Genomic DNA, 24628 nt, shown 5'->3' with positions numbered 1-24628 from the left:
GACTCCCCCGGGAGGTCAACGGGCCCTCGGTTCGGACCGCTTCAGCGGGCTTCGGCCGGCGTCAGACCCGCAGCGGCTCGCCCTCGTCGTCGCGGGCCACGGGCGCGACCGCCTCGGGCGACTCGTCGTGCGTGAGGTCGGGCAGCCAGTGCAGCCACTTCGGCAGGTACCAGTTGCGCTCGCCCAGCAGCGCCATCACGGCCGGGAGCAGCACACCCCGGATGATCGTCGCGTCGATCAGCACCGCGGCCGCCAGGCCCACGCCCATCTGCTTCATGGACTGCATGGACAGCGTTCCGAAGATGGCGAACACGGCGACCATGATGACCGCGGCGCTGGTGACCACACCGGCCGTGGTGACCACCCCGTGCTTGATGGCCTCGTTCGTCGAACGGCCCCGCATCCGCGCCTCGCGGATCCGCGAGACCACGAACACGTGGTAGTCCATCGACAGGCCGAACAGGATCACGAAGAGGAACAGCGGCAGCCAGGTGATGATGGCGCCGACGCCCTCCGCGCCCACCAGCGACGCGCCCCAGCCGTGCTGGAAGACGGCGACCAGGATGCCGTAGGCGGCCCCCACCGACAGCAGGTTGAGCACGATCGAGGTGATCGCGACCGTCAGCGAGCGGAACGACAGCAGCATCAGCAGGAAGGCGAAGACCACGACGAACGCGAAGACGGGAGCGACGGCTCCGGCCAGCTGGTCGTTGAAGTCCTTCGAGCCGGCCACCTGACCGGTGATCGGCGCCTGGAGGCCGTCGACCTTGCCCAGCGTCGCGGGCCGAACCTCGTCGCGCAGCTTGTCCAGGCTCGTACCCGCCTTGTCCAGGTCGGAGCCGCCGACCAGCGGAACGTACACGTAGGCGATGTTCTGCGCGTCGTGCAGCTTGATCTCGACCGGACCGCGGGAGGCACCCGAGCTGACCGCCCGCTCCTTGAACTCCGCGAGCGCGGTCTTCACCTCGGCGGCGTTGATGTCGTCCGCCTTGACGATCACCTCGGCCGGTTCGGAGCCGCCCGGGAAGGCGTCGTTGACCCGGTTGTAGGTCTGCACGATCGGCAGCGAGTCGCCGAACTCCTGGTCCAGGGTGAGGTTCTGGGTCTTCATGCCGACCGCCGGAGCGGCGATCGCGAGCAGCACGCCGGCCGCCACGACCAGCGACACACCGGGCTTGGCGAGGACGACCTTGAGGACGGCGCTCCAGAACCGGCTGCCCTCGTCGGCACGTCCGCCGTTGCCGTTCTTGCGGCGCTTGTCGGGGTGCAGGAACGGGATCCGGCCCTTCTCCACCCGCCGGCCGAGCAGCGACAGCAGCGCGGGCAGCACGGTCACCGAACCGACCATGGCGACCGCGACCACCATCAGGGAAGCAAGCCCCATCGCCTCGAACGTCGCGAGCCCGGTGAACAGCATGCCCGCCATCGCCACGCACACGGTGACACCGGAGACGATCACGGCACGGCCGCTGGTCGCCGCGGCGATCCTGAGAGCGGTTTCCGGATCACGTCCCGCGGCCCGCTCCTCGCGCTCCCGGCGCAGGTAGAACAGGCAGTAGTCGACGCCGACGGCCAGACCGACCAGCAGCATCACGGAGCTCGCCGTGTCGTCCATCGGCTGGAAGTGGCTGACGATGCTCATCAGGCCCATTGTCGCCATGATCGCGGTGACCGCGAGCGCCACCGGCAGCAGCGCCGCCACCAGCGCGCCGAACGCGATCAGCAGAATGCCCAGGGCCACCGGCACGGCGGAGTACTCCGCCTGCTGGAAGTCGTCGCCGAACGCGTCGTCGAACGTCTTCATCATGCTGGCGCCGCCGATCTCCTCGATTCGCAGCGAGGAGTGGTCCTTCTGGACCCCCGCGACGGCCTCGAGAACCGGCTCGACCCGCTCGCCCGCGGTTTCGGAGTCGCCGCGCATGTCGAACTGCACGAGCGCGCTGCGACCGTCCTCGGAGATCGTGTCCGAGTCGTAGGGCGAGGTCACGTCGGTGACCTTGCCGGTCTTCTCCACGGCCGCGACGACCGCCGCGACGGCGGCCTTGAAGTCCGCGTCCGTGGCCTTGACGGAGCCGTCCTTCGACTGGACGAGGACCGTCTCACTGGCCGGCTCGTCGATGCCGGCGTCCTCGATGATCCGGGCGGCCGTGTGGGTCTCGCCCCCGAGCTGGTCGCTCTCCTTGACCTCGACCGTGCCCACCGCCGAGCCGATCCCCATGGCCAGGACGACGAACAGCACCCAGATGCCCACGGCGGCCCATCGGTGCCGGGCGCTCCAGCCGCCGGCCCGCGCGGCGAAGCCCCGCACCCGTATATCTCCGTTCCCCATGACGGGCCTGCCCTCTTGTGATGCGGTGGCAACCCCCTGCCGCCACCTTCAGATTCGAAGGTATGGGCTGGATAAAGCCATCTCGTCGTGCTGCCCGGTGAGGTGCCGGACACCCGAGTCCTCCCGTCGGACCCCGCCGTCTCACCGCTGGGGAGGACAGAGGCCCCCTACATCTATCCGGGGATCTAGGGGATGACGATCAGGGTGCGGCCGGTGACGCGGCCGCCGGGCAGGCCGCCGGGACAGGCTGTCGGGCAGTTCGGGGGTTAAGGCCGGAATGGTGATTACGAAAGTTTGTTGGACAAGTCACGAGCCTGTGGAGATGTCCGGCAGTTGTTGCTCCGCGTCCCGCCGATCGGCCAGAGTTTCGCCCGAAGCCCCACCCCGGCCGCGGCCGTCGTGCCCACCCCCACGGGGCACGACGGCCGCTTAAGGTGAGCGGATGACGACGACGTACGCGGCACTGCTGCGCGGCATCAACGTGGGCGGCAGCAGGAAGGTCCCGATGGCCGAACTGCGCACCCTGCTGGAGGGGCTCGGTCTCGACGACGTCCGCACCTACCTCCAGAGCGGGCAGGCCGTCTTCTCCTCCGCGCACGGGGACGAGGAACGCCTCGCCGCCGAGCTCACGGCGGCGATCGAGAAACACTTCGGCTTCGCCGTCGGCGTGATCGTTCGCGACCACGCCTATCTGGAAGCGGTTGCCGACGCTTGCCCGTTCCCGGCCGCCGAGCTGGAGGCCAAACAACTCCACGCCACGTACTTCTCCACCCGCGTCGAAGCGGAGCGCTACGCCGGGATCGACCAGGCCGCCCACCTCCCCGAGGAGTTCCGCCTCGGCGACCGCGTCCTGTACCTCTACGCCCCCGAGGGCCTCGGCCGGTCCAAGCTCGCCGAGCAACTGTCGAAGCCGCGAGTGAACAAGGGGCTCATCGCCACCACCCGGAACTGGAACACCGTCGTCAAACTGGTGGAGATGACGCAAGCGTGACCGTGCGCAGGCCGTGGAAGGGCGCCAGGGAGAGGATCTCGCGGGGCACGACGAGCCGCGGATCGGCGTAGAGCCCACGAGCCTCCTCGTGGGTGCGGGCGGCGGCCACGGCGTCCACGAGGGCCAGATCGTCCTCGGTGAGCGAGTCGTGTTTCCGCAACCCCGACAGCCCCCAGCCGTCCCAGGGAAGCGGTTCCGTGCCGTTACGGGCGGCGAGGTCCAGGACCACACTGTTGAGGACGAGCGGCAGACCCCTGAGACCGGGATCGGCCCACACCCCGAACGTCTCCGGGTCCGCCGCGCCCGCCCGGCACGCCCGCCATGCCTGCCCGGCGACCAGGAAACCGTTCCGCGGCACGTCCATCGGGTCGAAGGACACCTCGTAGAAGGCGGCGGACACCTGTGCGTCGGCCAGCCGCCAAGTACCGTCCGGGAGGCGGTACTCGGTGACCCAGTGGTCGTCGTGGAAGCCCTCGACGAAGTAGGTCGCGTACCCGCCGCGGATCCGGGACGGCGTCCCGGTCGCCCGCAGCAGCGAGCACAGCAGCAGCGAGTAGTCCCGGCACGTGCCCACGAACTGCTCGTCGTAGGACCGCCGTCGGGTGAGCGGGGCGTCCTTGCGCGCCCGCAGGATCCGCAGGATCCCGGTCACGTACCGGGACTCGGCGTCATGGTGCAACCGTTCCTCGGGAATCTCGTACCCGACGCGTTCCCCCTCCAGCCGATGCACCATCAGACCGCGCACGAGCAGGGCGAGTTCGCGAGGATCGGTGGGCAGGTCGGAGACATCCAGGTCGCCCGGGTCGCTGTACGGCGTCTGCCGCAGGTAGAAGTCGTCCATGCCCGGACCCTCGGCCCTGCCCCAGGGACAAGGTCAACCTCGTACGAAATCGTTTCCCACGCTCTTGACGGCGCGTACACACGACTGTGCGAGGCTCGTCCCATGCGGTACATCATCATCGGGGCAGGGGCGATCGGCGGCACCGTCGGCGGACGACTGGCGCAGGCCGGGCACGAGGTCGTGCTGGTCGCACGCGGCGCGCACCGGGCGGCGCTCACGGAGGGCGGACTGCGGCTCAGGGTTCCGCAGGGCGAACGGACGTACCGGCTGCCCGTCGTCGACGGACCGGACGCGCTCGGCACGCTGCGCCCCGACGACGTCCTCTTCCTCGCCGTCAAGACCCAGGACACCGAGGCGGCACTCCAGGTCTGGGGCCCGGCCCCGGTCGAGGGCGGCGGCACGGCCGCGATGGGGGCACCTCCCGCTCGAGCGTAGTCGAGAGTGGGGGAGACTGCCCCTGGTCTGCGCGCAGAACGGGGTGGAGAGCCCGCGCCTCGCCCTGCGCCGCTTCCGGCACGTCTACGGCGTCTGCGTCTGGCTGCCCGCCACTCATGTCGAACCGGGTGTCGTCTCCGCCGCCGGCACCCCGCTCACCGGCATCCTTCACCTCGGCCGGTACCCGCACGGCACCGACGACACGGCCCGTCGTATCGCCGCCGACCTGGAGAAGGCGCACTTCGAGGCGCCGGTCGTACCCGACGTCTCCCGCTGGCAGTACGCGAAGCTGCTGTCCAACCTCGGAAACGCCCTGGAAGCGGTGAGCGGCCCGGTGGACGACCCCGGGGCGGAGGCGCTGTACGCGAGGGTGCGGGCCGAGGGCGAGGCCGTGCTGCGCGCCGCCGGGATCGTGTGGACGAGCACCGAGGAGCAGCAGGCCCTGCGCGGCGACAAGGTCACCCTCGTCCCGCTCGACGGTGCCCCGCGCGGCGGCGGCTCCTCCTGGCAGTCCCTCAGCCGCGGTGCGGGCAGCATCGAGGCCGACCACCTCAACGGCGAGATCACTCTCCTCGGCCGTCTGCACGGCGTACCGACCCCGCTGAACGAGTTGCTGCAACGGCTTGCCAACCAGTTCGCCCGGGAGCGGAGGGCACCCGGTTCCCTGCCGCTGCCGGAACTGTTCCGACTGGCCGAGGACCGGTCCGCCGGCGCTGTCGCGTTTGTTCAAGAGTCCTGAGCACCCCGCTGCCTAGCGTGGGCCCCATGAAGTACGACGAGACGCACCAGTACATGTCCGAATGCGCCGCCGAGGCGTCACGCGTCGCCCGCGGTGTCCCGGCGGCCCGGTTGACCGACCCGACGCACTGCCCGGGCTGGGATGTCCGCACCCTGGTCGACCACTGGGTCCTCTACACCTCCCACGGCCTCGAACACCGCGCCCTGCGCAAGCAGCTCCCCGACGACCTGGTCGCCCGCGACTTCACCGCCGACCCGCACTGGGCCGAGGCGTACGCCGACCAGCTGGAGCGCGCGGTCGCGGCCTGGGCGGAGCCGACCGTGTGGGAGGGCGAGGTCGACCTGGGAACGGCCGCGATGCCCGCCGCCGAGATCGCCGCGATGATCGTCAAGGAGATGGCGGTGCACGGCTGGGACGTGGCGGTCGCCACCGACCAGGAGTTCAGCATCTCGGACGACGCGGCCCGCTTCGTCCTCGACGTCGTCGAACGGTACGGCGACCTCTACCGCCAGTACGACGGCTTCGCGGCGCTGGTGCCGGTGGCGGAGGACGCCCCGGTGTTCGAGCGGGCGCTGGCGGCGAGCGGCCGCGATCCCCGGCAGGGCGCCGCACACGTGAACCGCTGAGCGATCACCCCGGGCCGGCCGCGGCGGGGTGCGGGGTGCTGCGTGCGGGGTGTGGCCGGAACGGGTACGGCAACGGAAACCGCTGTCGCAACGGAAACCGCTGTCGCAACGGAAACCGCTGTCGAAAGAGAAGCCGGTCCCGCGGCAGAAACGGGATCAGAAAGAGAAGCCGGTACCGCAAGCAAAGACGGGATCGGACAGTAACCGGTACCGAAACGGAAAGAGCTCCCCGCGCGGCGCGAGGGGGCCCACCGCGGTCAGGCGCCGACGGCCGCCAGCGCCGGTGTACGCGCCGCGTCGTAACGTTCCAGCAGCACCCGCGCCACCTCCGGCGCCGGACCCAGCACATCGGCCAGGACGTCGGCTTCGGCCGCGCCTCGCGCGATGCGGTCCGGCAGGAAGCCGGGGGCCAGGACGTACGGCGCGACGGCGACCCGCGAGCACCCCAGCGCCCGCAGTTCGCGAACCGCGTCCTCGGTGCGCGGGAACCCCGAGGGAGAACCGGCGGAGGCGAACGCAGGCCGCACGGCACACCAACCGGTGCGCCGCCACTCCCGCGCGATTTCTGCGATCACTGCGATCGCCTCCGGGTCCGTGGACCCCGCCGAGGCCAGCACGACCCCGGTCGAGGACTTGTCGGCGGGCGTCAGGCCGGCCTCGTACAGCCGTCGTTCGAGGACGGCGAGCAGCAGCGGCGACGGGCCGAGCACGTCGGCCTGTCCGATCCGCAGCTGTGCCGGAGCATCCCGCAGGACCGCCGGGATGTCCGCCTTCGCGTGGAACGCTCGGGTCAGCAGCAGCGGCAGCGCCACCACGTCACGAACGCCCTCCGCCGCCAACGACTCCAGCACCCCCTGCACGGAGGGGATGTTGAAGTCCAGGAAACCGGTCTCTACCCGCAGGCCCGGCCGCAACGACCGCACCCGCCGCACCAGGGCGTGCACGGTCGCGGCATGCCGCGGGTCACGACTGCCGTGGGCAATCACCACGAGAACGGGAGGAACCGGTTTCCTGTACATGGGACTTCAGCTCTTCACCAGCAGACCACGGCTGCGCAGCACCCACCGCTCCAGCGGACTGAAGATCAGCAGGTCGATGGCGATGCCGACGAACAGGATGAGCAGGATCGCCTCGAACACCATCGACATGTCACTGGCGTTGCGCCCGTTCTCCAGCAACTGCCCCAGGCCGACGCCGAGGTCGGGGAAGGACGCGATGATCTCCGCCGCCATCAGCGAACGCCACGAGAACGCCCAGCCCTGCTTCAGACCCGCCACATATCCCGGCAGGGCGGCCGGCAACGTGATGTACACGGTTCCCTTCAGCCCCGTCGCGCCCATCGTGCGGCCCGCCCGCAGGAACAGCGGCGGCACCTGGTCGACGCCGGACACCAGCCCGTTGGCGATGGACGGCACCGCACCGAGCAGGATCACCGCGTACATCATCGAGTTGTTCAGACCCAGCCACAGCACGGCCGGCGGCACCCATGCCACCGACGGCAGCGACTGGAGACCGGACAGGATCGGACCGATCGCCGCCCGCACGAACTTCACGCGTGCCACCAGCAGACCCAGCGGGGTGCCGATCGCCAGCGCGAAGAGGAAGCCGAGCAGACCGCGCGAGACGCTGGTCCAGATGTAGCCGAGCAGCTTGCCCTCGAGCCAGGCGTCCTGGAGCGTCCGCCAGACGTCCGCGGGGGAGACCAGCTTGGTCGGGTCGTCGACGATCTTGAAGGTGATCTGCCAGACGATCAGCAGCAGCAAGGTCGCCAGGATCGGCGGCAGGATCTTGTCGATGAAGGTCCGCCGAAAGGGCGTACGTCCGGTGGGAGCCACGACGTCCAGCGCGTCGAGCCCCGCCTCCACCCCGGCAAGCTCGGTGGTAACCGCCTTCGTCACCGTCGTCTTCGTCTCAGTGCTGGCCATGACGGCGGATCTCCCCACGCAGGACTTCGGTGATCTCGATGGACAGTTCCGCCACCGGGGCGTCCTCGATCCGGCGCGGCTGCGGGATGTCGACCGTCCACTCGCGCGCCACCCGGCCGGGCCGGGAGGACAGCAGGACGACCCGCTGCGCGAGCCGCACCGCCTCCCGCACGTTGTGCGTGACGAAGAGGACGGACAGTCCCGTCTCCCCCCAGATCCGGGTCAGTTCGTCGTGCAGCACATCCCGTGTGATGGCGTCCAGCGCCGCGAACGGCTCGTCCATCAGCAGGATGTTGCTCTCCTGCGCCAGCGCGCGGGCCAACGCCACGCGCTGCCGCATACCGCCGGAAAGCTCGTGAACACGCTTTCCGTACGCGCCCTTCAACCGGACCAGCTCGAGGAGCTCCTCGGCCTTGTCGCGCCGCTCGGGCTTGGCGACACCCCGGAGCTTCAGGGCGAGCTCGATGTTCTTGCCCGCGGTCAGCCACGGGAAGAGGGCGTGCTCCTGGAACATCAGCGCCGGACGGCCGTCCGTCGTGATGGAGCCGGCGGTGGGCTCGTCGAGCCCCGCCACCAGGTTGAGCAAAGTGGACTTGCCGCAGCCCGAAGCCCCCAGGAGGGTGACGAACTCGCCGGGAGCGACATCGAGAGTGATGTCGTCCAGGACGAGCTGCTGCCCACCCGGCCCGGCGAAGGACTTCGAGACGTGCTCAAGCCGGGCCGCGTACTCCACGGACTCCGCGGACTCGGCGGCCTTGGCGAAGGTCGTTGCCATGGTCGTCACCTCCTGGGGACTCATCGGATTCCGATCAGCTGACGCCGAGACCGGCGTCGTCGACCGTGGACTCGCCCTCGGCCTTGAGGACCTTGTTCAGGATGCTCAGGTCGTAGATGCCCTTGAGGTCGGGCTTCTCCAGCAGACCCGCCTTGACCGCGTGCTCCGCCTCGGCGTTGAGCGTGGAGGCCAGCGGGTCGTTGATGAACTGGATCGACGTCCACGCCGGGTCCAGCACCTCGGTCGGCAGCGCCTTGCCGGAGTCCGCCTCCAGCTGCTTGTTCGCCGCCGCCTTCGCCGCCGCCGGGTTGGCGTTGATCCACTTGTTGGAGTCGACCGAACCCTTCAGCACCGCCTCGACGACCTTCGGGTGCTCCTTGAGGAACTTCTGCGACACGATGATGTTCGTGATCACGAACTTCTTGTCGGGCCACAGCGACGCCTCGTCGAGCAGCACCTTGCCGCCCTCGGCGACCAGCTTGGACGCGGTCGGCTCCGGCACCCAGGCACCGTCGATCGAACCGGCCTTGAAAGCGTCCGGGGTCACCTTGTTGTCGCTGCGGACAACGGTGACGTCGCCCTTGCCGCTCTGCGCGTCCACCTTCCAGCCCTGGTCCGCGATCCAGTTCAGGAACGCCACGTCCTGCGTGTTTCCGAGCTGAGGCGTGGCGATCTTCTTGCCCTTGACGTCCTTGAGGGACTTGACCTTGTCCGGGTTGACGACGAGCTTCACACCGCCGGACGCCGAACCGCCGATGATGCGCAGGCTCTTGCCGGCGGACTTGGTGAAGCCGTTGATCGCGGGGGAGGGGCCGATCCAGCCGATGTCGATGGAACCGGCGTTCAGCGCCTCGATCTCGGAGGGGCCCGCGTTGAAGGTCGCGTACGACGCCTTGGTGGCGCCCAGCGCCTTCTGGAAGATGCCCTGTTCACGTCCGACCAGTGCGGTCGCGTGCGTCAGGTTGCCGAAGTAGCCGATCTTGACGGTGTCGAGCCCGTCGATCTTCTCCGATCCGGCGGCGACCTTCTCGTTGGCGTTGTCGTCCTTGGCGTCGGAACCGTAACCGCAGGCGGCGAGGGCGAGCAGGGGAAGGGCCGCTACGGCGGCGATGCCGCGGCGAAGAAGAGCTGAGCGGTTGGCAGGCACGGGAGGGGTTCCTCTCGTTGGCCCGGCGGTCACGGGTTTTCAGGTCGTGGCCGGGAAATCGGCAAAGGGTTTTCGTCGCTTCCGGGACGGCGGGTGGGGGGACGGGGCGCGCAGGCAGTGCGCGTACGTCAGAGCGCACATCGCGCCACTCCGCCCTGCCCGCTGCCGAGGGCGCCGCTGCCGACGCGGCCGCCCTCCTTCGCGAACGTGGAGTAGAAGTCGGTTGTGGTCATTTTCAGAAGTCCCAACCGTCGTCGTCGGACTCGTCCTTGACCGGCTCCGGCGATGCGAACGACTCGCCGACCATGCCCGCGGTGAGCGTGGTGCCGTCCGCCGGGTCGATCAGGATGAACGAGCCGGTGCGACGGGAGTCGGCGTAGGAATCCACCGGAAGCGGTTCCGAGGTACGGATCTTCACGCGGCCGATGTCGTTGGCGACGAGCTGTCCCGGGTGCGGGTGCAGGGACAGGTCGTCGAGCGTGAGACGGGACGGGATGTCCTTGACGATCGCCTTGACCGTGCGGGTGCCGTGCTTGATCAGCACCCGGTGCCCGACGGTCAGCGGCTGGTCGGCCACGTGGCACACGGTCGCCTCGACGTCCTGCGTGGTGGGCGGCGCGTCCTTGGTGGGCACGATCAGGTCGCCGCGCGAGATGTCGATGTCGTCCGTGAGCAGCACGGTCACCGACTGGGTCGTCCACGCCGCGTCCACCGGCTCGCCCAGCAGGTCGATGCCGGAGATCGTCGAGGTACGGCCGGACGGCAGGACCGTCACCGCCTCGCCCACGTGGAACGTGCCGGCCGCGATCTGGCCCGCGTACCCCCGGTAGTCCGGGTGCTCGGCGGTCTGCGGACGGATCACGTACTGCACCGGCAGCCGTGCGTGGCAGTGCGCCAGGTCGTGGCTGACGGGAACCTTTTCCAGGTGTTCCAGGAAGGTCGGCCCGCCGTACCAGTCCATGTTCGCCGACGGATCCACCACGTTGTCACCGGCGAGCGCGGAGATCGGGATCGCGGTGACCTCGGGAACACCGAGCTCGCTCGCGTACGCCGTGAACTCCTCGGCAATCTCCGCGAAGACGGTTTCCCTGTACTCGACCAGGTCCATCTTGTTGACGGCGAGAACGACGTGCGGAACCCGGAGCAGGGCCGCGATCGCCGCGTGCCTGCGGGTCTGTTCCACAACCCCGTTGCGGGCGTCGACCAGGATCACCGTCAGTTCGGCCGTGGAGGCACCCGTCACCATGTTGCGGGTGTACTGCACATGACCGGGCGTGTCGGCGAGGATGAAGCGGCGCCGGGGCGTGGCGAAGTAGCGGTAGGCCACGTCGATGGTGATGCCCTGCTCGCGCTCGGCGCGCAGGCCGTCGGTGAGGAGCGCCAGGTCGGGGGCTTCCTGGCCGCGGTTGGCCGAGGCGCGCTCCACGGCCTCCAGCTGGTCGCTGAGGATCGACTTGGAGTCGTGCAGGAGCCGGCCCACGAGTGTGGACTTGCCGTCGTCGACGGAACCGGCCGTGGCGAACCGCAGCAGGGTCGTGGCCGAGAGTTCCTCGGAGGTGATCGTGCTCATGCTTAGAAGTACCCCTCGCGCTTGCGGTCTTCCATCGCGGCCTCGGACATCTTGTCGTCGGCGCGGGTGGCGCCGCGCTCGGTGAGCCGGGAGGCGGCGATCTCGGCGATGACGTCGTCGAGCGTCACCGCGTCGGAGTCGACGGCGCCGGTGCAGGACATGTCGCCGACGGTCCGGTAGCGCACGAGGCGCTTCTCGACGGTCTCGTCGTCCTTCGGCCCGCCCCACTCGCCGGCGGTCAGCCACATCCCACCGCGCCGGAAGACCTCCCGGTCGTGTGCGAAGTAGATCTCGGGCAGTTCGATGCCCTCCCGGGCGATGTACTGCCAGACGTCGAGCTCGGTCCAGTTGGACAGCGGGAACACCCGCACGTGCTCACCGGGTGCGTGGCGGCCGTTGTAGAGGTTCCACAGCTCCGGGCGCTGGCGGCGGGGGTCCCACTGGGAGAACTCGTCGCGCAGGGAGAAAACCCGTTCCTTGGCGCGGGCCTTCTCCTCGTCGCGGCGTCCGCCGCCGAAGACGGCGTCGAACTTCTCGGACTGGATCTTCTCCGTCAGCGGCAGCGTCTGGAGCGGGTTGCGCGTGCCGTCGGGTCGTTCGCGGAGCGTGCCGCGGTCGATGTACTCCTGGACGGAGGCCACATGGAGGCGCAGTCCGTGCGCGTCGACGACCCGGTCGCGGTATTCGAGGACCTCGGGGAAGTTGTGCCCGGTGTCGACGTGCAGGAGCGAGAAGGGGACCGGGGCGGGGGCGAACGCCTTCAGGGCCAGGTGCAGCATGACGATGGAGTCCTTGCCGCCCGAGAACAGGATCACCGGGTTCTCGAACTCGCCCGCCACCTCGCGGAAGATGTGCACCGCCTCGGACTCCAGCGAGTCCAGGTGGCTGAGGGCGTACGGGCTGGCCGTGCCCTCCTCGGCCTCGGCGACGGTCGTCGTCATGCCAGTCCCCTCTCGGTGAGCAGGGCGTACAGCGACGCCGCGGACTCCTGCACGGTCTGGTCCTGGGACTCGATCCGCAGGTCCGGCGACTCAGGGGCCTCGTAGGGGTCGTCGACCCCGGTGAGCCCGGACAGCTCGCCCGCCGCCTGCTTGGCGTACAGACCCTTCACGTCCCGGACCGAGCACACCTCGACCGGGGTCGCCACGTGCACCTCCAGGTAACCGGTTCCGCTCTCCTGATGGCGCTTGCGCACCGCTTCCCGGCTGTCGGTGTACGGCGCGATCACCGGGACCAGCGCCTTGACGCCGTTGCGGGCGAGCAGTTCGGCCAGGAAACCGATGCGCTGCACGTTGATGTGCCGGTCCTCGCGGCTGAAACCGAGGCCCGCGGAGATGAACTCGCGGATCTCGTCGCCGTCGAGCACCTCGACGCGGTGGCCCTCCTCGCGCAGTCGGCCTGCCAGCTCGTACGCGATGGTGGTCTTGCCGGCGCTCGGCAGACCCGTGAGCCAGACGGTGGCTCCGGTCGTCACGTGGTTCTCCCGGTTCGTTGAAGTGGGGGTGGGCGTGGGGGTGTTCGTCGAGTTCGAGGTCATCGCGGTCAGCCGTGCAGCCCGCACTCGGTCTTCGAGCGTCCCGCCCAGCGGCCGGCGCGCGCGTCCTCGCCCGCCAGGACCCGGCGGGTGCAGGGGGCGCAGCCGACGGAGGCGTAACCGTCCATCAGCAGGGGGTTGGACAGTACGCCGTGCTCGGTGATGTAGGCATCGACGTCGTCCTGGGTCCAGCGGGCGATGGGCGAGACCTTGACCTTCTGCCGCTTGTCGTCCCAGCCGACGACCGGAGTTCCCGCCCGGGTCGCGGACTCGTCGCGCCGCAGGCCGGTGGCCCAGGCCCGGTAGCCCTTGAGTCCCTCTTCCAACGGCTGCACCTTGCGCAACTTGCAGCACAGGTCCGGGTCGCGGTCGTGCAGCTTCGGCCCGTACTCGGCGTCCTGCTCGGCGACCGTCTGACGCGGGGTGAGCGTGATGACGTTGACGTCCATCACCGCCTCGACCGCGTCCCGGGTGCCGATGGTCTCGGGGAAGTGGTAACCGGTGTCGAGGAACACCACGTCCACGCCCTTGCGGACCCGGGACGCCAGGTGCGCGACCACGGCGTCCTCCATCGAGGACGTCACGCAGAACTGCTTGCCGAAGGTGTCCACCGCCCACTGGAGGATCTCCAGCGCGGAGGCCTCCTCCAGGTCGCGGCCCGCCTGTTCGGCGAGCGCCTTCAACTCCTCGGTCGTACGGCCTTCCTGAAGCGTCGTCATATCCGGTCCCCTCCCGGGTCGGTGCGCTGAACGCCCCGGGCGAGCAGCCCGAGGAACTTCAGCTGGAATGCACGGTTGCATGCCGCGCATTCCCAGGCGCCATGGCCCTGCTCGCTCGGACGCAGGTCCTCGTCGCCGCAGTAGGGGCAGTAGAAGGGTGCGGCCCGCTCGCTCATGAGAGGGCCTCCTCGCTGGCGCGCGTGGCCCAGACGGCGAACCGCTCGCCGTCCTCGCGCTCGTCCTGGAACCGCTTCAGCACGCGTTCCACGTAGTCCGGCAGTTCCTCCGAAGTGACCTTCAGACCACGGACCTTGCGGCCGAAACCGGCTTCCAGCCCGAGCGCGCCGCCCAGGTGCACCTGGAAGCCCTCGACCTGCTCGCCCCGGTCGTTCAGGACGAGCTGACCCTTGAGGCCGATGTCCGCGACCTGGATGCGGGCGCAGGCGTTCGGGCAGCCGTTGATGTTGATGGTGATCGGCTCGTCGAACTCCGGGATGCGGCGCTCGAGTTCGTCGATCAGCGCGGAGCCGCGCTGCTTGGTCTCGACGATGGCGAGCTTGCAGTACTCGATGCCGGTGCAGGCCATGGTGCCGCGCCGGAAGGGGGAGGGCTTGGCGGTCAGGTCCAGCGCCTCCAGCGCCTCGACCAGCGACTCGACCTGCCCCTCCTCGACGTCGAGGACGATCATCTTCTGCTCGACGGTGGTTCGCACCCGGCCCGAGCCGTGTGCCTCGGCGAGCTCCGCGATCTTCGTCAGGGTGGCGCCGTCCACGCGGCCGACACGCGGGGCGAAACCGACGTAGTAACGGCCGTCCTGCTGGCGGTGCACACCGACGTGGTCGCGCCAGCGCTCGACGGGGGCGGCGGGCGCCGGGCCGTCGGCGAGCTTGCGCTCGAGGTACTCGTCCTCGAGGATCTGCCGGAACTTCTCCGGGCCCCAGTCGGCGACCAGGAACTTCAGGCGCGCCCGCGTGCGCAGACGCCGGTAGCCGTAGTCGCGGAAGATGCCGATCACGCCCGCCCAGACGTCCGGGACCTCGTCCAGCGGGACCCAGGCGCCGAGCCGGACGCCGATCTTCGGGTTGGTGGAGAGCCCACCGCCGACCCACAGGTCGAAGCCGGGGCCGTGCTCCGGGTGCTCGACGCCGACGAAAGCGACGTCGTTGATCTCGTGGGCGACGTCCAGCAGCGGGGATCCGGAGATCGCCGTCTTGAACTTGCGCGGCAGGTTGGAGAATTCCTTGCTGCCGATGAACCGGCGGCTGATCTCCTCCACGGCCGGGCTGCCGTCGATGATCTCGTCCTCGGCGATGCCGGCCACCGGCGAGCCGAGGATCGTCCGGGGCGTGTCACCGCAGGCCTCGGTGGTGGACAGGCCGACCGCCTCGAGGCGGTTCCAGATCTCGGGCACGTCCTCGATGCGGATCCAGTGGTACTGGACGTTCTGCCGGTCGGTGAGGTCGGCGGTGCCGCGGGCGAACTCCTGCGAGATCTCGCCGATCACCCTCAGCTGCTCGGTGGTGAGCCGGCCGCCGTCGATGCGGACCCGCAGCATGAAGTACTTGTCGTCCAGCTCCTCCGGCTCCAGGATCGCCGTCTTGCCGCCGTCGATCCCCGGCTTGCGCTGGGTGTACAGGCCCCACCAGCGCATCCGGCCGCGCAGATCGTTGGGGTCGATCGAGTCGAAACCCCGCTTGGAGTAGATCGTCTCAATGCGTGTCCGCACATTGAGACCGTCGTCGTCCTTCTTGAACTGCTCGTTGCCGTTGAGCGGGGTGAAGTGTCCCGCGGCCCACTGGCCCTCACCGCGGTGACGGCTCACCTTGCGGCGGGGAGTCGCGGCGGCAGGGTTCTGCGGGGTGGCGGCCATGGTTGATACGTCCTTCGGGACAGCGGAGGAGGTGTCGGCGCGTAGCGCCGTCCGGCGGGGGTGGCGGTCGGGTGACGGGCGGGCGGCTCTGACCTGCGCGCGCGGGCGCATGGAGCTTACGTGCGCGTCATTGCGCAGGCGGGAGGCTCGAACGGAGATGTCGGCGGTGCTGCGGCTCGTCAGCTCGCCGGACAGATGGCGCTGGACATGCGGCCGAGGTCGACGTGCCGCCGACTCACCAAGGCAATTCCAGTTCCGGACATGGCGAAAGCGTGTCACGGCGATCTGGACACAGTCCAGCTTCGTCCGCGATGCGGACACCCTGGTCCCGAAATGTGAGACAAGGGTGTCGTCGATCACATGACCCGCGGGGCCTCTTGTCGGCGCAGGTCACAGCCGGTATGGGCGAAGAGTCAGGCGGGGAGAGCGCCTGGCCAGGGGCCCGGGGCGGACACCTCGGGCTGCTCCTCGACCTTGGTGTCGAACAGCTTGAAACCGCGTCGCTGATAGTTGTCCATGGCGTGCTCGCCGTCCAGGCTGCACGTGTGCAGCCACACCCGCTTGGTCCCCGGCAGTCCCGGCCAGCGGTCCGCGAGGTCCCACGCCCGGGCGGCGCCGTACGCCAGCAGGTGCCCGCCGATGCGCCGTCCCCGGAAGGCCGGGAGCAGGCCGAAGTAAACGATCTCTACGGCGCCGTCGTCCTGCGGCTCCAGCTCCACGTACCCGGCCGGCGTGCCCCGGTCGTGGGCGACCCAGGTCTCGACCCCCGGACGCGCCAGATGCTCCTGCCACTGCGCGTGCGTCCAGCGCAGCCGGTCGATCCAGCGGATGTCCCCGCCGACGGACGCGTACAGGAAACGACTGAACTCGGGGGAGGGGACCTCGGAGCGGACGATCCGGACGTCACCCTCGGGCGCGGCGGCCGGGAGGACGTCATTCGGGTCGGTCTGCTCCAGGGACCAGGTGGTCACGGGGATGTTGGTCATGCCCGTCAGGGAATCATCTACCCGGTTGTTCTGTCGATCGAGGCCAGCGGCAGCGCGAAGAGCGTTCGTCCCGACTGGGTCCAGACCTCGCCGGTCGCCTCCCAGTAGGAAAGGGATTCGGTCTGCGGGCTCCAGCAGCTGTGCGTTTCCTCGGCGCCGCACACGGCCGCCTCGGACGTGTCCGTGTTGTTGTCGTCCTTGTTGTCGTCACTCTTGCCGGTGTCCTGCCGCCACAGCGTCCCTTGCTTGTCCCGCGGGCCGGCGGCACGGGTCACGTACCACTCCTCCCCGTACGACAGCACGCCTCGTACGCCCGTCACCTTCGTCTCGTACGCCTCCGAGGCCCGTACCCGGCCGGTCGCGCTCGTGGCGAGCAGCCCCTCGTGGCCGGGGGCGGTGCTGAAGGGGTAGCGCCACAGGCGGGCCTTGCGGTCGCCGTCGTCGAGCGTCCACTCCCCGGCGACCAGGCTGTCCGGCGCGGTGCTGCGGTCGAGGGAAACGGTTGCGGGGTGCGGGGCGTCGGAGTCCCCGCTGAGCTCGTAGGAACCGATGGCCGGCAGTACGAAGCGGTAACCGTTTGCGGACCAGCCGCCCGGCACCCGCCCGACCGCGGCACCGGCGACGCCGGCCCGCTGGACCCGGTTCATGTCGTACACATAGAGCGCGGCCCGGTCCCCCTCGTCGGCGGTGACCAGCAGTTTGTCCTGGTACCAGACCATCCCGGAGACATGCGAGACCAGCCCCCGGTAGTCCCGCCCCTCGTCCACCGGGACGGCGAGCAGTGCCCAGGTGTAGGTGAGGTGGTTCAGGTCGCCCGCGTTCACGAAGCCGACCCGGGCCAGACCCCGGTCGGCGGCCGTGCCGCCGCTGCGCGACCAGCCGGAGAGGATCACCCGGTTCGAGCCCCAGACGCCGTCGTCGTCCGCGTCCCCCGAGGTGGTGACCGCGCCCGGCTGCCAGCCCTCGGTGTCGTCGGTGTTCCAGCAGTAGGCACGCGAGGCCGCGGGGGAGACGGGCAGAGCCCTGCGCTCGGTGGCCGAGCAGTCGATCGCGTCCCGCAGGGTGCGGTCGGCCCCGTCCAGTACCGCGCCGACGCCGACCGGCCGCCCCATTCCCGCGGCGAGCCGGTCCAGGGAGGCCTGCGGTACCCGGTTCTCCGTGAGACGCAGTTTTCCGGTCTCGGCCGAGGTGGTCAGCGGTTTCAGGTCCCCGGGCCCGTCGTCCGTGACCGTTGCCTGAGAGGCGCTGATCATGGTGGCGGCAGCGGTGAGCGCGAGGGCGGTTCCGGACAGGAACGCGCGCAGTGCCCTGCCTCGTCTGCGCCGGCGGTGTCGGCCGCGTTGCTTCATTTGCCCTCCCGAGGCGGGCCAACTGCGCCTGATGATCCGTACGTTGACCGAGGAGCAGGTGGGGTGACCCGTAGAGGGATGCTACGGCAGTCGGGCGCCGTGGGGGACGAAGACTCCGCAAATATGCGGAAGATGCCACCGGAAGGACTCGGGTGAACCATCGTTGCTACGGCGCCGCCGCCCGGTTTCTCACCACCGCGGGGGCGGTCGAATGCGGCAGCAGGCCCCTCGGATCCGCCGGAAGGAGCACCTCGAGCTCGGCGTCCTCGCAGAAACGATACGGCCGGTGTTCCAGGAAACCCCCGAGATACCGCCGCACCCGGGACATCTCGGCCCGCACCGTCACCGTACGGCCCGGGTCACCGAACATGTCCTCGGCCAGGCCCGCCGCGCTGCGGCCGCCCCGGTCGGCCGCCAGCAGGTAGAGCAACTCGGCGTGCCGGGGACTGAGTTCGTGCGACCACGAACCCGCGCCCCCCGACACCGTCACCGACCAGCGCCGGGGCCGGGTCAGGTCCAGCACGATCCGGCTCGCGCCGTGCGGCGCCGACTCCGCGCTCTCGTCCACCGACCGCACCAGCCAGCCCCCGGCCAGCGGCTCCATCGAACACAGCCCCAGTGCCGGGAGCCAGCGGCGGCCCGGGGACGACGACTTGGGCAGCGCGATACGGCTCGCGTACGGCATCCCGGTCACCGCGGCCGTCCACCCGTCCCCGTCCACCACCGCCGCTCGGCCGCCCAGCCGGGCCAGCACCGGTGCCGCCACCGCGCGCAACCGCTCCAGTGACCCCAGGTGCCTCTCCCGCAACCTGGACTCGGCGAGCTTCGCCACCGCGTCGACCCAGGCGAGCGTGGCCGGATGCATCGTCTCCAGCGGCCCGCTGACATCGACCACACCGAGCAGCCGGCCGTTGCGCGGGTCGGTGATCGGCGCGCCCGCGCAGGTCCAGGCCGCGTGCGAGCGCACGAAGTGCTCGGCGGCGAACACCTGCACGGGACGGCGCACCACCGCCGGCGTGCCCACGCCGTTGGTGCCGACCACGGCCTCGCCCCAGTCCGCACCCAGCTCGAAGCCGAGCCCGTCGGCCTTGCGCAGCACGGGTCCGCAGCCCTCACGCCACAGCACCCGGCCCTCCTCGTCGGCGACGACCATGATGTGGTGGGCGACGTCCGCGACCGACAGCAGCCCTTCGCGCAGCACCGGGAGCACCTCCCGCAACGGCGACTCCTCCCGCCTGCGCCGCACCTCGTCGGCGCTGAGCAGTCCCGCTCGGAAATCGTGGTCCGGGTCGACACCGCTGCGCAGCATCCGATCCCAGGACTGCTCGATCACCGGGCGCGGGGCGACGCGCGTCTGCTGACCGGCCAGCCGGGCGTCGCGCACCTCGTTGAGCACCCGCGCCGCCCGCGCGGCGTCGACGGCCGCGAGCTGCGGCACGTTCATCGGTGGCATCACCACTGGGCCTCCCGGGAACACACAGTCGGACAACCGGATGTCAAGTTTCTGCGCCGACTGTTTCCGGTCTTGCTGAAGGCCCCATCTTGCCGTCCACAGGTGACGGAGGGGCACACTCCGGTCACAACCACCGACACGTTGCAACCCCCTGCAACCCTGGTGAACATCCACAGGCTGTTTGAAACTTGAGCCACGTCGTCCCGAGCGGCGATTCTGGCCTCGCAGGGCCATTGCGGCGGGGGTGGTGCCGTGTCGGCGCAGCACCACCCCCGCTTCCTGTTCACGCAGGCCGGCGCGGTCAGCAGCGGGGTTCGGCCCGCTCGACGATCGACGCCAGGTCGAGCGTGTGGGGCAGTGTCCCGAAGGCCGCGCCCCCGTCCCCGCCCAGCCGCGAGGCGCAGAACGCGTCGGCGACCTCCGGCGGCGCGAATCGTACGAGCAGTGCCCCCTGAAGCACCAGAGCGAACCGCTCCGCCAGCCGGCGCGCCCGTCCCTCGACGCCGTCCAGGTCGGCCAGCTCCGTCAGCAGACCCTTGATCGCCTTGTCCAGCCGGTGATCGGCCCCGCGTGCCTGCCCCACCTCCTGGAGATAGGCGTTGAGCGCCTGGGGCTCCCGCTGCAGTGCGCGCAGCACGTCCAGTGCCTGGATGTTGCCCGCACCCTCCCAGACCGAGTTCAACGGCGACTCGCGCACCAGCCGGGGCATCCCCGACTCCTCGACGTAACCGTTTCCACCCAGGCATTCCGACGCCTCCACCGCCACCGGCGCACAGCGCTTGGTCACCCAGTACTTGGCCGCCGGGACCGCGATCCTCAGCAACGCCCGCTCCTGCTCCCCACCGTCGTCACAGGCCGCCGCCAGCCGCAGCGCGAGCACGGTCGCCGCCTCCGACTCCAGCGCGAGGTCGGCCAGAACGTTGCGCATCAGCGGCTTGTCGACGAGCTTCCCGCCGAACACCTCACGGTGGGTGCAGTGATGGATCGCCTGCGCCACCGCCTGCCGCATCAGCCCCGCCGAGCCCAGCACACAGTCGAGCCGGGTCGCCGCCACCATGTCGATGATGGTGCGCACCCCGCGCCCCTCCTCACCGACCCGACGGGCCCAGGTCCCGTCGAACTCGACCTCGGCGGACGCGTTGGACCTGTTTCCCAGCTTGTCCTTGAGCCGCTGGAGGCGGAAAACGTTGCGGGTACCGTCTTCCAGCACGCGCGGCACGAGGAAACAGGTGAGCCCGCCCTTGCCCCGGAAAGGGGCCGCCTGCGCGAGCACCAGGAAACCGTCCGACATGGGCGCCGAACAGAACCACTTGTGCCCGGTCAGTTCGTACGTCCCGTCCTCGGCGAGAGGCGTGGCGACCGTCGCGTTCGCCCGTACGTCGCTGCCACCCTGTTTCTCCGTCATACCCATTCCGAACAGCGCTCCGGCCTTCAGCCGGGCCGGCCGCAGCTCACGGTCGTAGATCGTGGACGTCAGCCGGGGCTCCCACTCGGCGGCCAGCTCCGGATCGGCGCGCAATGCGGGCACCGCCGCGTGGGTCATCGACAGCGGACAGCCGTTGCCCGCCTCCACCTGGGTCCACACCAGGAAACCCGCAGCCCGGCGCACATGCCCGCCCGGCCGCACCCAGGCATCCGTCAGATGGGCTCCGACCCCCTTGCCCAGCAGCCGGTGCCAGGCCGGATGGAAGTCGACCTCGTCGATGCGGTGCCCGTACCGGTCGTGCGTACACAGTTTCGGTGGATACTCGTTGGCCTGCACCGCCCACTCGTGCAGCTGCTCCGATCCGGCCGCCCGGCCGAGCGCAGACAACTCACCGTGCGCCTCGTCGAGCAGTTCCGGATCGAGATGCCGTTCCACGGCCGCCACCAGCGCTTGATCGGCGCCGTACACGTCGTACCCGGTCAGGGGCGGGGGCTGGTTGGTCACGGTGTGCGTGGTGCCTGCCATAGCCAGAACCTACCCCCGGGTACGACGGTCATGGCCACCCCGGAGCGCGCGTGCCGCTCCCCGACCCGGTGAAGTGGCCTTGCCGGAGGTGAGTGCAGCCCCGAACGGCGGATACCTTTAGGGCGTGCAGCCAGGAAGTCAGTCACCCGAGCAACCCGGGAGCCCCACCGGGCGTCTCCACCGGGCGCGTGCCCTTTACCGCAACGTTTCCAAGCGACGGACAGCCTGGCTGCTGTTGAAGGACACCACCAACACCTGCATCGAGTACCGCATCCTCGGTCTCGCCGCCGAAGCCGCTTTCTTCACGTTGCTGTCCGTGCCGCCGCTGCTGCTCAGCCTCATCGGACTGCTCGGCTACGTCGACGACTGGACCGGTACCGACACCATCACCAGCCTGGAGGCCAACCTCCTCGACGCCTCACGCACGGTCCTCTCGGACAAGGGCGTCAGGCAGATCGCCCAGCCGATCCTCGACGACGTGATGAAGGGCGGCCGCCCCGACGTCATCTCCATCGGCTTCCTGTTCGCGCTCTGGTCGGGCTCGCGCGCGGTGAACGTCTTCATCGACACCATCACCGTGATGTACGGCCTCGACGGCGTGCGCGGCATCGTCAAGACGCGGCTGGTGGCCTTCCTGCTGTTCGTCGGGGCCCTGCTGATCGGCTCGGTCGCGCTGCCGCTGATGGTCGCCGGGCCGGACGCGGTGGTGCGGATCGTCCCCTGGTCGACCACCGTGGTGCAGGTCCTGTACTGGCCGGTCGTGATCGTCCTGTCCGTCGCGTTTCTGACAACGCTCTACCACGTCTCCGTACCCGTGCGCTCGCCGTGGATCGAGGACGTCCCCGGCGCGCTCGTCGCCCTCGCCATGTGGGTGCTCGGCAGTTTCCTGCTGCGTATCTACCTGACGAACACGATCGAGGGCGCCACGATCTACGGTTCCCTCGCCGCCGCCGTCGCCGTACTGCTGTGGATCGGCGTGTCCGCGTTCGCCGTGCTGGTCGGCGCCGCCGTCAACGCCGCGATCGACCGGGTCTGGCCGGCCGCCGCGACGGCCGCGGCCCGCGCCGCCAACGAACGGCTTCGGGAGGAGGAGGCCGCGGAGTACGTCGCCCGCATGGCGGCGATCCGCTCCCACGAGGACGACGACCCCGACGATCCCGACATGCCGTCCGAGTTTCCCGAGCGGTGGTCCCGCTTTCTTCCCCCGGAGGACGTGACGGGACGTTTCCGGACGCATGCGAAGAGTTCTCCGAAGGGCCACGGGGGAAGCGGCGGAAACGGAGAGGAACAGCCCCCGGAGAGATGAGCCCTCCGGGAGGTGAGTCCCCGCAGCGCGAACCGAGGAGGAGCGAGGCCCCGGAGCGCTCCCGGAAACGCGTAACCTACGCTTTCCAGACGCCCGCCCCCGCCGACTCCTTCGCGAACTCCGTGAAGTCACGCGGCTCGCGGCCGAGCACCTGTCGGACGCCGTCCGAGAGATAGGCGTTGCGACCGTCCAGCAGCGACTCGAACAGCTCCACCAGGAACGCGACTTCCTCCGCGGGAACCCCGAACCCGGCCAACTGCTCACCGTACTGATGCGCCGGCACGGGCGTGTACGTCAGCTCGCGCCCGGCCGCCCGCCCTACTTCCGCAACCGCTTCCCGGAACGTCAGCAGGCGTGGCCCGGACACCTCGAGTGTCTGGCCCACGTACCGGTCGCCCTCGGTAAGCGTTTTCACCACCACGTCGGCGACATCCCGCAGATCGACGAACGGCTCCGGTACCTCCCCACCCGCGAACACCAGCTCCCCGCTCTGCCGAAGCCCCTCCACCAGCGGCCCCTCACTGAAGTTCTGTGCGAACCACGCGGCTCGTACGACCGTCCAGTCCGCGCCCGACGCCCGCAGCGCCTCCTCGGTCGGCAGCGCCCGCTCCTCACCCCGAGACGACAACAGCACCAGCCGCCGCACCCCGAGCCCGACCGCCTCCCGGGCCAGCCGTCCCACCGCGTCGGCCGCGTCCGGCGCCCCCACGTCCGAGGGATGCACCAGGTACGCCGCGTCCGCGCCGCGCAGGACGTCCGCCCACGTCGAGCCGTCGTGCCAGTCGAACCCCTGGGCCCGCGAGGCCGCCCGCACCGTCAGCCCGGCCGTCTCGGCCGCCTGCGCCACCCGGCTGCCCGTACGACCGGACGCGCCGGTCACCACCACCGTCATCCGCTGTGCCGTGTTCTGTGTCATGCCTTCAGTCAACTGCCGTACGCCGCACGGTCCCATCGCTGAACGGCTCATTCCCATAAGCGCGCGTCTACGCTTGCCGCATGGACGCTCCCCCACGCTCGAACATGCTCACGCGGGGGGACCCCCTTGCAGGCCTGCTGGAGGGTCCGCGCGCGCGTGGCGCCCTCATGATCCGCGCGTGCTTCGACCCACCCTGGGCCGTACGGGTCGAGGACCGAGCCCCACTGACGGTGATGCTCATGGTGCGCGGCGAGGGCTGGGTCGTGCCGGACGACGGGGAGAACGTCCGCCTGCGGGCCGGCGACCTCGCCATCGCCCGCGGCCCCGCCCCCTACACCTGCGCCGATGCCCCCGGCACGCCCCCACAGGCGCTGATCCTCCCCGGAGGACAGTGCGCGTACCCCGACGGGCGCCTCCTGAACGGCTCCATGGATCTGGGTGTACGCACCTGGGGCGACCGACTGGACGGCTCCACCGTGGTGCTGATCGGCACCTACCTGATGCAGGGCGAGATCAGCGGCCGACTGCTGGATGCGCTGCCCCCACTGCTCTCCCTGACCTCCGACGTCTGGCAGTGCCCGCTCACCCCCCTGCTCATGGAGGAGATCATCCGCGACGAACCAGGTCAGGAGGTCGTCCTCGACCGCCTGCTGGACCTCCTGGTCATCGCCGCGCTGCGGGCCTGGTTCTCCCGCCCGGAAGCGGCGGCGCCGGCCTGGTACCAGGCGCTGGCCGATCCGGTCGTGGGCCGCGTTCTGCGGCTGGTCCAGGACGACCCGGCGCACCCCTGGACCGTCGCGTCCCTCGCCGCGAAGGCGGGTGTCTCCCGGGCGGCGATGGCCCGCCGCTTCAGCGAGCTCGTGGGCGAACCCCCGATGACCTACCTCACCGGCCGGCGCCTCGCTCTCGCCGCCGACCGACTGCGCGACACCGAGGACACGATCGGCGCGATCGCCCGCCAGGTCGGTTACGGCAGCGCTTTCGCCCTGTCCAGCGCCTTCAAGCGGGCGTACGGCGTGAGCCCACAGGAACACCGGACGCGGGTGGCTTAGGCAGAGCCCGGGGGAGTGGGACCTGGCCGGACGGACCGGGCGGACCGGATGCATCGGATGGACCGGTTGGGGCGGCCGGGGCGCTGGTACGGGCGGTGCGGTGCCCTGCTCGGG

General features: G+C 70.2%; 22 protein-coding genes and 1 pseudogene. 5 read left to right on the top strand and 18 right to left on the bottom strand.

All coding sequences use genetic code 11. The annotated features are described in order from the left end of the window. Positions 1-61 precede the first annotated feature (61 nt). Positions 62-2329 carry an MMPL family transporter gene (locus OG933_RS11285; protein WP_362525106.1) on the bottom strand — a complete coding sequence of 756 codons (2268 nt, stop codon included), beginning with the start codon at positions 2327-2329 and terminating at the stop codon, positions 62-64. 442 nt (positions 2330-2771) lie between these two features. Here OG933_RS11285 and OG933_RS11280 point away from each other — a divergent pair, with 442 nt between their 5' ends. Further along, on the top strand, positions 2772-3320 hold the full coding sequence (locus OG933_RS11280; RefSeq protein ID WP_405626830.1) for a DUF1697 domain-containing protein: 549 nt from the start codon (positions 2772-2774) through the stop codon (positions 3318-3320). Here the strand turns inward: OG933_RS11280 and OG933_RS11275 are convergent. Next, positions 3292-4161 carry a transglutaminase-like domain-containing protein gene (locus OG933_RS11275; RefSeq protein WP_405626827.1) on the bottom strand — a complete coding sequence of 290 codons (870 nt, stop codon included), beginning with the start codon at positions 4159-4161 and terminating at the stop codon, positions 3292-3294. The two genes, OG933_RS11280 and OG933_RS11275, sit on opposite strands and share 29 nt — an antisense overlap. Positions 4162-4263: 102 nt before the next feature. Between OG933_RS11275 and OG933_RS11270 the strand changes: the two are divergent. Both OG933_RS11270 and OG933_RS11265 read left to right on the top strand, forming a co-directional pair. Then, positions 4264-5335 (top strand): annotated as a pseudogene (locus tag OG933_RS11270) (ketopantoate reductase family protein). A gap of 26 nt (positions 5336-5361) precedes the next feature. Further along, the gene (locus OG933_RS11265; protein WP_362525097.1) at positions 5362-5961 is read left to right on the top strand and encodes a TIGR03086 family metal-binding protein; all 600 of its coding nucleotides are present in this window, start codon (positions 5362-5364) and stop codon (positions 5959-5961) included. Between the two features lie 257 nt (positions 5962-6218). Here OG933_RS11265 and OG933_RS11260 read toward each other — a convergent pair whose 3' ends face one another. From OG933_RS11260 to OG933_RS11190, 15 genes are all read right to left on the bottom strand, one after another. Beyond that, on the bottom strand, positions 6219-6980 hold the full coding sequence (locus OG933_RS11260) for a sirohydrochlorin chelatase (protein ID WP_362525094.1): 762 nt from the start codon (positions 6978-6980) through the stop codon (positions 6219-6221). A gap of 6 nt (positions 6981-6986) precedes the next feature. Further along, positions 6987-7886 carry an ABC transporter permease gene (locus tag OG933_RS11255; protein ID WP_405626824.1) on the bottom strand — a complete coding sequence of 300 codons (900 nt, stop codon included), beginning with the start codon at positions 7884-7886 and terminating at the stop codon, positions 6987-6989. Beyond that, entirely contained in the window at positions 7873-8661 is a 789-nt protein-coding gene (locus OG933_RS11250) for an ABC transporter ATP-binding protein (RefSeq protein ID WP_362525090.1), read from the bottom strand. Before OG933_RS11250 ends, OG933_RS11255 begins: the two co-directional genes overlap by 14 nt. Before the next feature lie 34 nt (positions 8662-8695). Further along, a complete protein-coding gene (locus tag OG933_RS11245; protein WP_267021307.1) occupies positions 8696-9808 on the bottom strand; it encodes an aliphatic sulfonate ABC transporter substrate-binding protein in 1113 nt (370 codons plus the stop codon). A gap of 235 nt (positions 9809-10043) precedes the next feature. Then, entirely contained in the window at positions 10044-11378 is a 1335-nt protein-coding gene (locus OG933_RS11240) for a sulfate adenylyltransferase subunit 1 (RefSeq protein ID WP_405626822.1), read from the bottom strand. A gap of 2 nt (positions 11379-11380) precedes the next feature. Further along, entirely contained in the window at positions 11381-12319 is a 939-nt protein-coding gene (gene cysD / locus OG933_RS11235; RefSeq protein WP_362525083.1) for a sulfate adenylyltransferase subunit CysD, read from the bottom strand. After that, complete coding sequence (cysC, locus tag OG933_RS11230) at positions 12316-12915, bottom strand: adenylyl-sulfate kinase (RefSeq protein ID WP_362525080.1); 600 nt, start codon at positions 12913-12915, stop codon at positions 12316-12318. The genes cysD and cysC overlap by 4 nt, the downstream gene beginning before the upstream one ends. A gap of 5 nt (positions 12916-12920) precedes the next feature. Beyond that, a complete protein-coding gene (locus OG933_RS11225; protein ID WP_405626818.1) occupies positions 12921-13631 on the bottom strand; it encodes a phosphoadenylyl-sulfate reductase in 711 nt (236 codons plus the stop codon). Beyond that, positions 13628-13807, bottom strand: a complete 180-nt coding sequence (locus tag OG933_RS11220) for a hypothetical protein (protein ID WP_054243299.1) — start codon at positions 13805-13807, stop codon at positions 13628-13630. Before OG933_RS11220 ends, OG933_RS11225 begins: the two co-directional genes overlap by 4 nt. Then, the gene (locus OG933_RS11215; RefSeq protein ID WP_405626816.1) at positions 13804-15501 is read right to left on the bottom strand and encodes a nitrite/sulfite reductase; all 1698 of its coding nucleotides are present in this window, start codon (positions 15499-15501) and stop codon (positions 13804-13806) included. The genes OG933_RS11220 and OG933_RS11215 overlap by 4 nt, the downstream gene beginning before the upstream one ends. Before the next feature lie 179 nt (positions 15502-15680). After that, the gene (locus tag OG933_RS11210; RefSeq protein WP_309486338.1) at positions 15681-15764 is read right to left on the bottom strand and encodes a putative leader peptide; all 84 of its coding nucleotides are present in this window, start codon (positions 15762-15764) and stop codon (positions 15681-15683) included. Positions 15765-15914: 150 nt separating this feature from the next. Continuing rightward, positions 15915-16487, bottom strand: coding sequence for a GNAT family N-acetyltransferase (locus tag OG933_RS11205; protein ID WP_405626814.1), 573 nt, complete (start codon positions 16485-16487; stop codon positions 15915-15917). A 17-nt stretch (positions 16488-16504) separates the two neighbouring features. Next, positions 16505-17836, bottom strand: a complete 1332-nt coding sequence (locus OG933_RS11200; protein ID WP_405626812.1) for a hypothetical protein — start codon at positions 17834-17836, stop codon at positions 16505-16507. Positions 17837-18002: 166 nt separating this feature from the next. Beyond that, positions 18003-19280, bottom strand: coding sequence for a GAF domain-containing protein (locus tag OG933_RS11195; protein WP_362525066.1), 1278 nt, complete (start codon positions 19278-19280; stop codon positions 18003-18005). Between the two features lie 310 nt (positions 19281-19590). After that, entirely contained in the window at positions 19591-21240 is a 1650-nt protein-coding gene (locus tag OG933_RS11190) for an acyl-CoA dehydrogenase family protein (protein WP_362525063.1), read from the bottom strand. A gap of 124 nt (positions 21241-21364) precedes the next feature. Here OG933_RS11190 and OG933_RS11185 point away from each other — a divergent pair, with 124 nt between their 5' ends. Next, a complete protein-coding gene (locus tag OG933_RS11185) occupies positions 21365-22546 on the top strand; it encodes a YihY/virulence factor BrkB family protein (protein WP_362525060.1) in 1182 nt (393 codons plus the stop codon). 76 nt (positions 22547-22622) lie between these two features. Here OG933_RS11185 and OG933_RS11180 read toward each other — a convergent pair whose 3' ends face one another. Beyond that, complete coding sequence (locus OG933_RS11180) at positions 22623-23462, bottom strand: NmrA family NAD(P)-binding protein (protein WP_405626809.1); 840 nt, start codon at positions 23460-23462, stop codon at positions 22623-22625. A gap of 167 nt (positions 23463-23629) precedes the next feature. On the opposite strand from OG933_RS11180, the gene OG933_RS11175 reads away from it, so the two are divergent. Then, a complete protein-coding gene (locus OG933_RS11175) occupies positions 23630-24514 on the top strand; it encodes an AraC family transcriptional regulator (protein WP_405633348.1) in 885 nt (294 codons plus the stop codon). Positions 24515-24628 lie beyond the last annotated feature (114 nt).

It is taken from the genome of Streptomyces sp. NBC_00016 (assembly GCF_045040885.1).
GTDB lineage: Bacteria > Actinomycetota > Actinomycetes > Streptomycetales > Streptomycetaceae > Streptomyces > Streptomyces coriariae.
Note: the sequence above shows the minus strand (reverse complement) of the source record. Positions and strands in the feature narration are given on the sequence as shown.

Bases quoted from the DNA above. Each gene is read 5' to 3' on its own strand.
- OG933_RS11280 (WP_405626830.1), top strand. From the start codon at position 2,772: ATGACGACGACGTACGCGGCACTGCTGCGCGGCATCAACGTGGGCGGC.
- OG933_RS11220 (WP_054243299.1), bottom strand. From the start codon at position 13,807: ATGAGCGAGCGGGCCGCACCCTTCTACTGCCCCTACTGCGGCGACGAG.
- OG933_RS11205 (WP_405626814.1), bottom strand. From the start codon at position 16,487: ATGACCAACATCCCCGTGACCACCTGGTCCCTGGAGCAGACCGACCCG.
- OG933_RS11200 (WP_405626812.1), bottom strand. From the start codon at position 17,836: ATGAAGCAACGCGGCCGACACCGCCGGCGCAGACGAGGCAGGGCACTG.
- OG933_RS11240 (WP_405626822.1), bottom strand. From the start codon at position 11,378: ATGAGCACGATCACCTCCGAGGAACTCTCGGCCACGACCCTGCTGCGG.
- OG933_RS11260 (WP_362525094.1), bottom strand. From the start codon at position 6,980: ATGTACAGGAAACCGGTTCCTCCCGTTCTCGTGGTGATTGCCCACGGC.
- OG933_RS11255 (WP_405626824.1), bottom strand. From the start codon at position 7,886: ATGGCCAGCACTGAGACGAAGACGACGGTGACGAAGGCGGTTACCACC.
- OG933_RS11210 (WP_309486338.1), bottom strand. From the start codon at position 15,764: ATGTCCGGAACTGGAATTGCCTTGGTGAGTCGGCGGCACGTCGACCTC.
- OG933_RS11250 (WP_362525090.1), bottom strand. From the start codon at position 8,661: ATGGCAACGACCTTCGCCAAGGCCGCCGAGTCCGCGGAGTCCGTGGAG.
- OG933_RS11190 (WP_362525063.1), bottom strand. From the start codon at position 21,240: ATGGCAGGCACCACGCACACCGTGACCAACCAGCCCCCGCCCCTGACC.
- OG933_RS11175 (WP_405633348.1), top strand. From the start codon at position 23,630: ATGATCCGCGCGTGCTTCGACCCACCCTGGGCCGTACGGGTCGAGGAC.
- OG933_RS11265 (WP_362525097.1), top strand. From the start codon at position 5,362: ATGAAGTACGACGAGACGCACCAGTACATGTCCGAATGCGCCGCCGAG.
- OG933_RS11275 (WP_405626827.1), bottom strand. From the start codon at position 4,161: ATGGACGACTTCTACCTGCGGCAGACGCCGTACAGCGACCCGGGCGAC.
- OG933_RS11225 (WP_405626818.1), bottom strand. From the start codon at position 13,631: ATGACGACGCTTCAGGAAGGCCGTACGACCGAGGAGTTGAAGGCGCTC.
- OG933_RS11180 (WP_405626809.1), bottom strand. From the start codon at position 23,462: ATGACACAGAACACGGCACAGCGGATGACGGTGGTGGTGACCGGCGCG.
- OG933_RS11195 (WP_362525066.1), bottom strand. From the start codon at position 19,280: ATGAACGTGCCGCAGCTCGCGGCCGTCGACGCCGCGCGGGCGGCGCGG.
- OG933_RS11285 (WP_362525106.1), bottom strand. From the start codon at position 2,329: ATGGGGAACGGAGATATACGGGTGCGGGGCTTCGCCGCGCGGGCCGGC.
- cysC (WP_362525080.1), bottom strand. From the start codon at position 12,915: ATGACCTCGAACTCGACGAACACCCCCACGCCCACCCCCACTTCAACG.
- cysD (WP_362525083.1), bottom strand. From the start codon at position 12,319: ATGACGACGACCGTCGCCGAGGCCGAGGAGGGCACGGCCAGCCCGTAC.
- OG933_RS11215 (WP_405626816.1), bottom strand. From the start codon at position 15,501: ATGGCCGCCACCCCGCAGAACCCTGCCGCCGCGACTCCCCGCCGCAAG.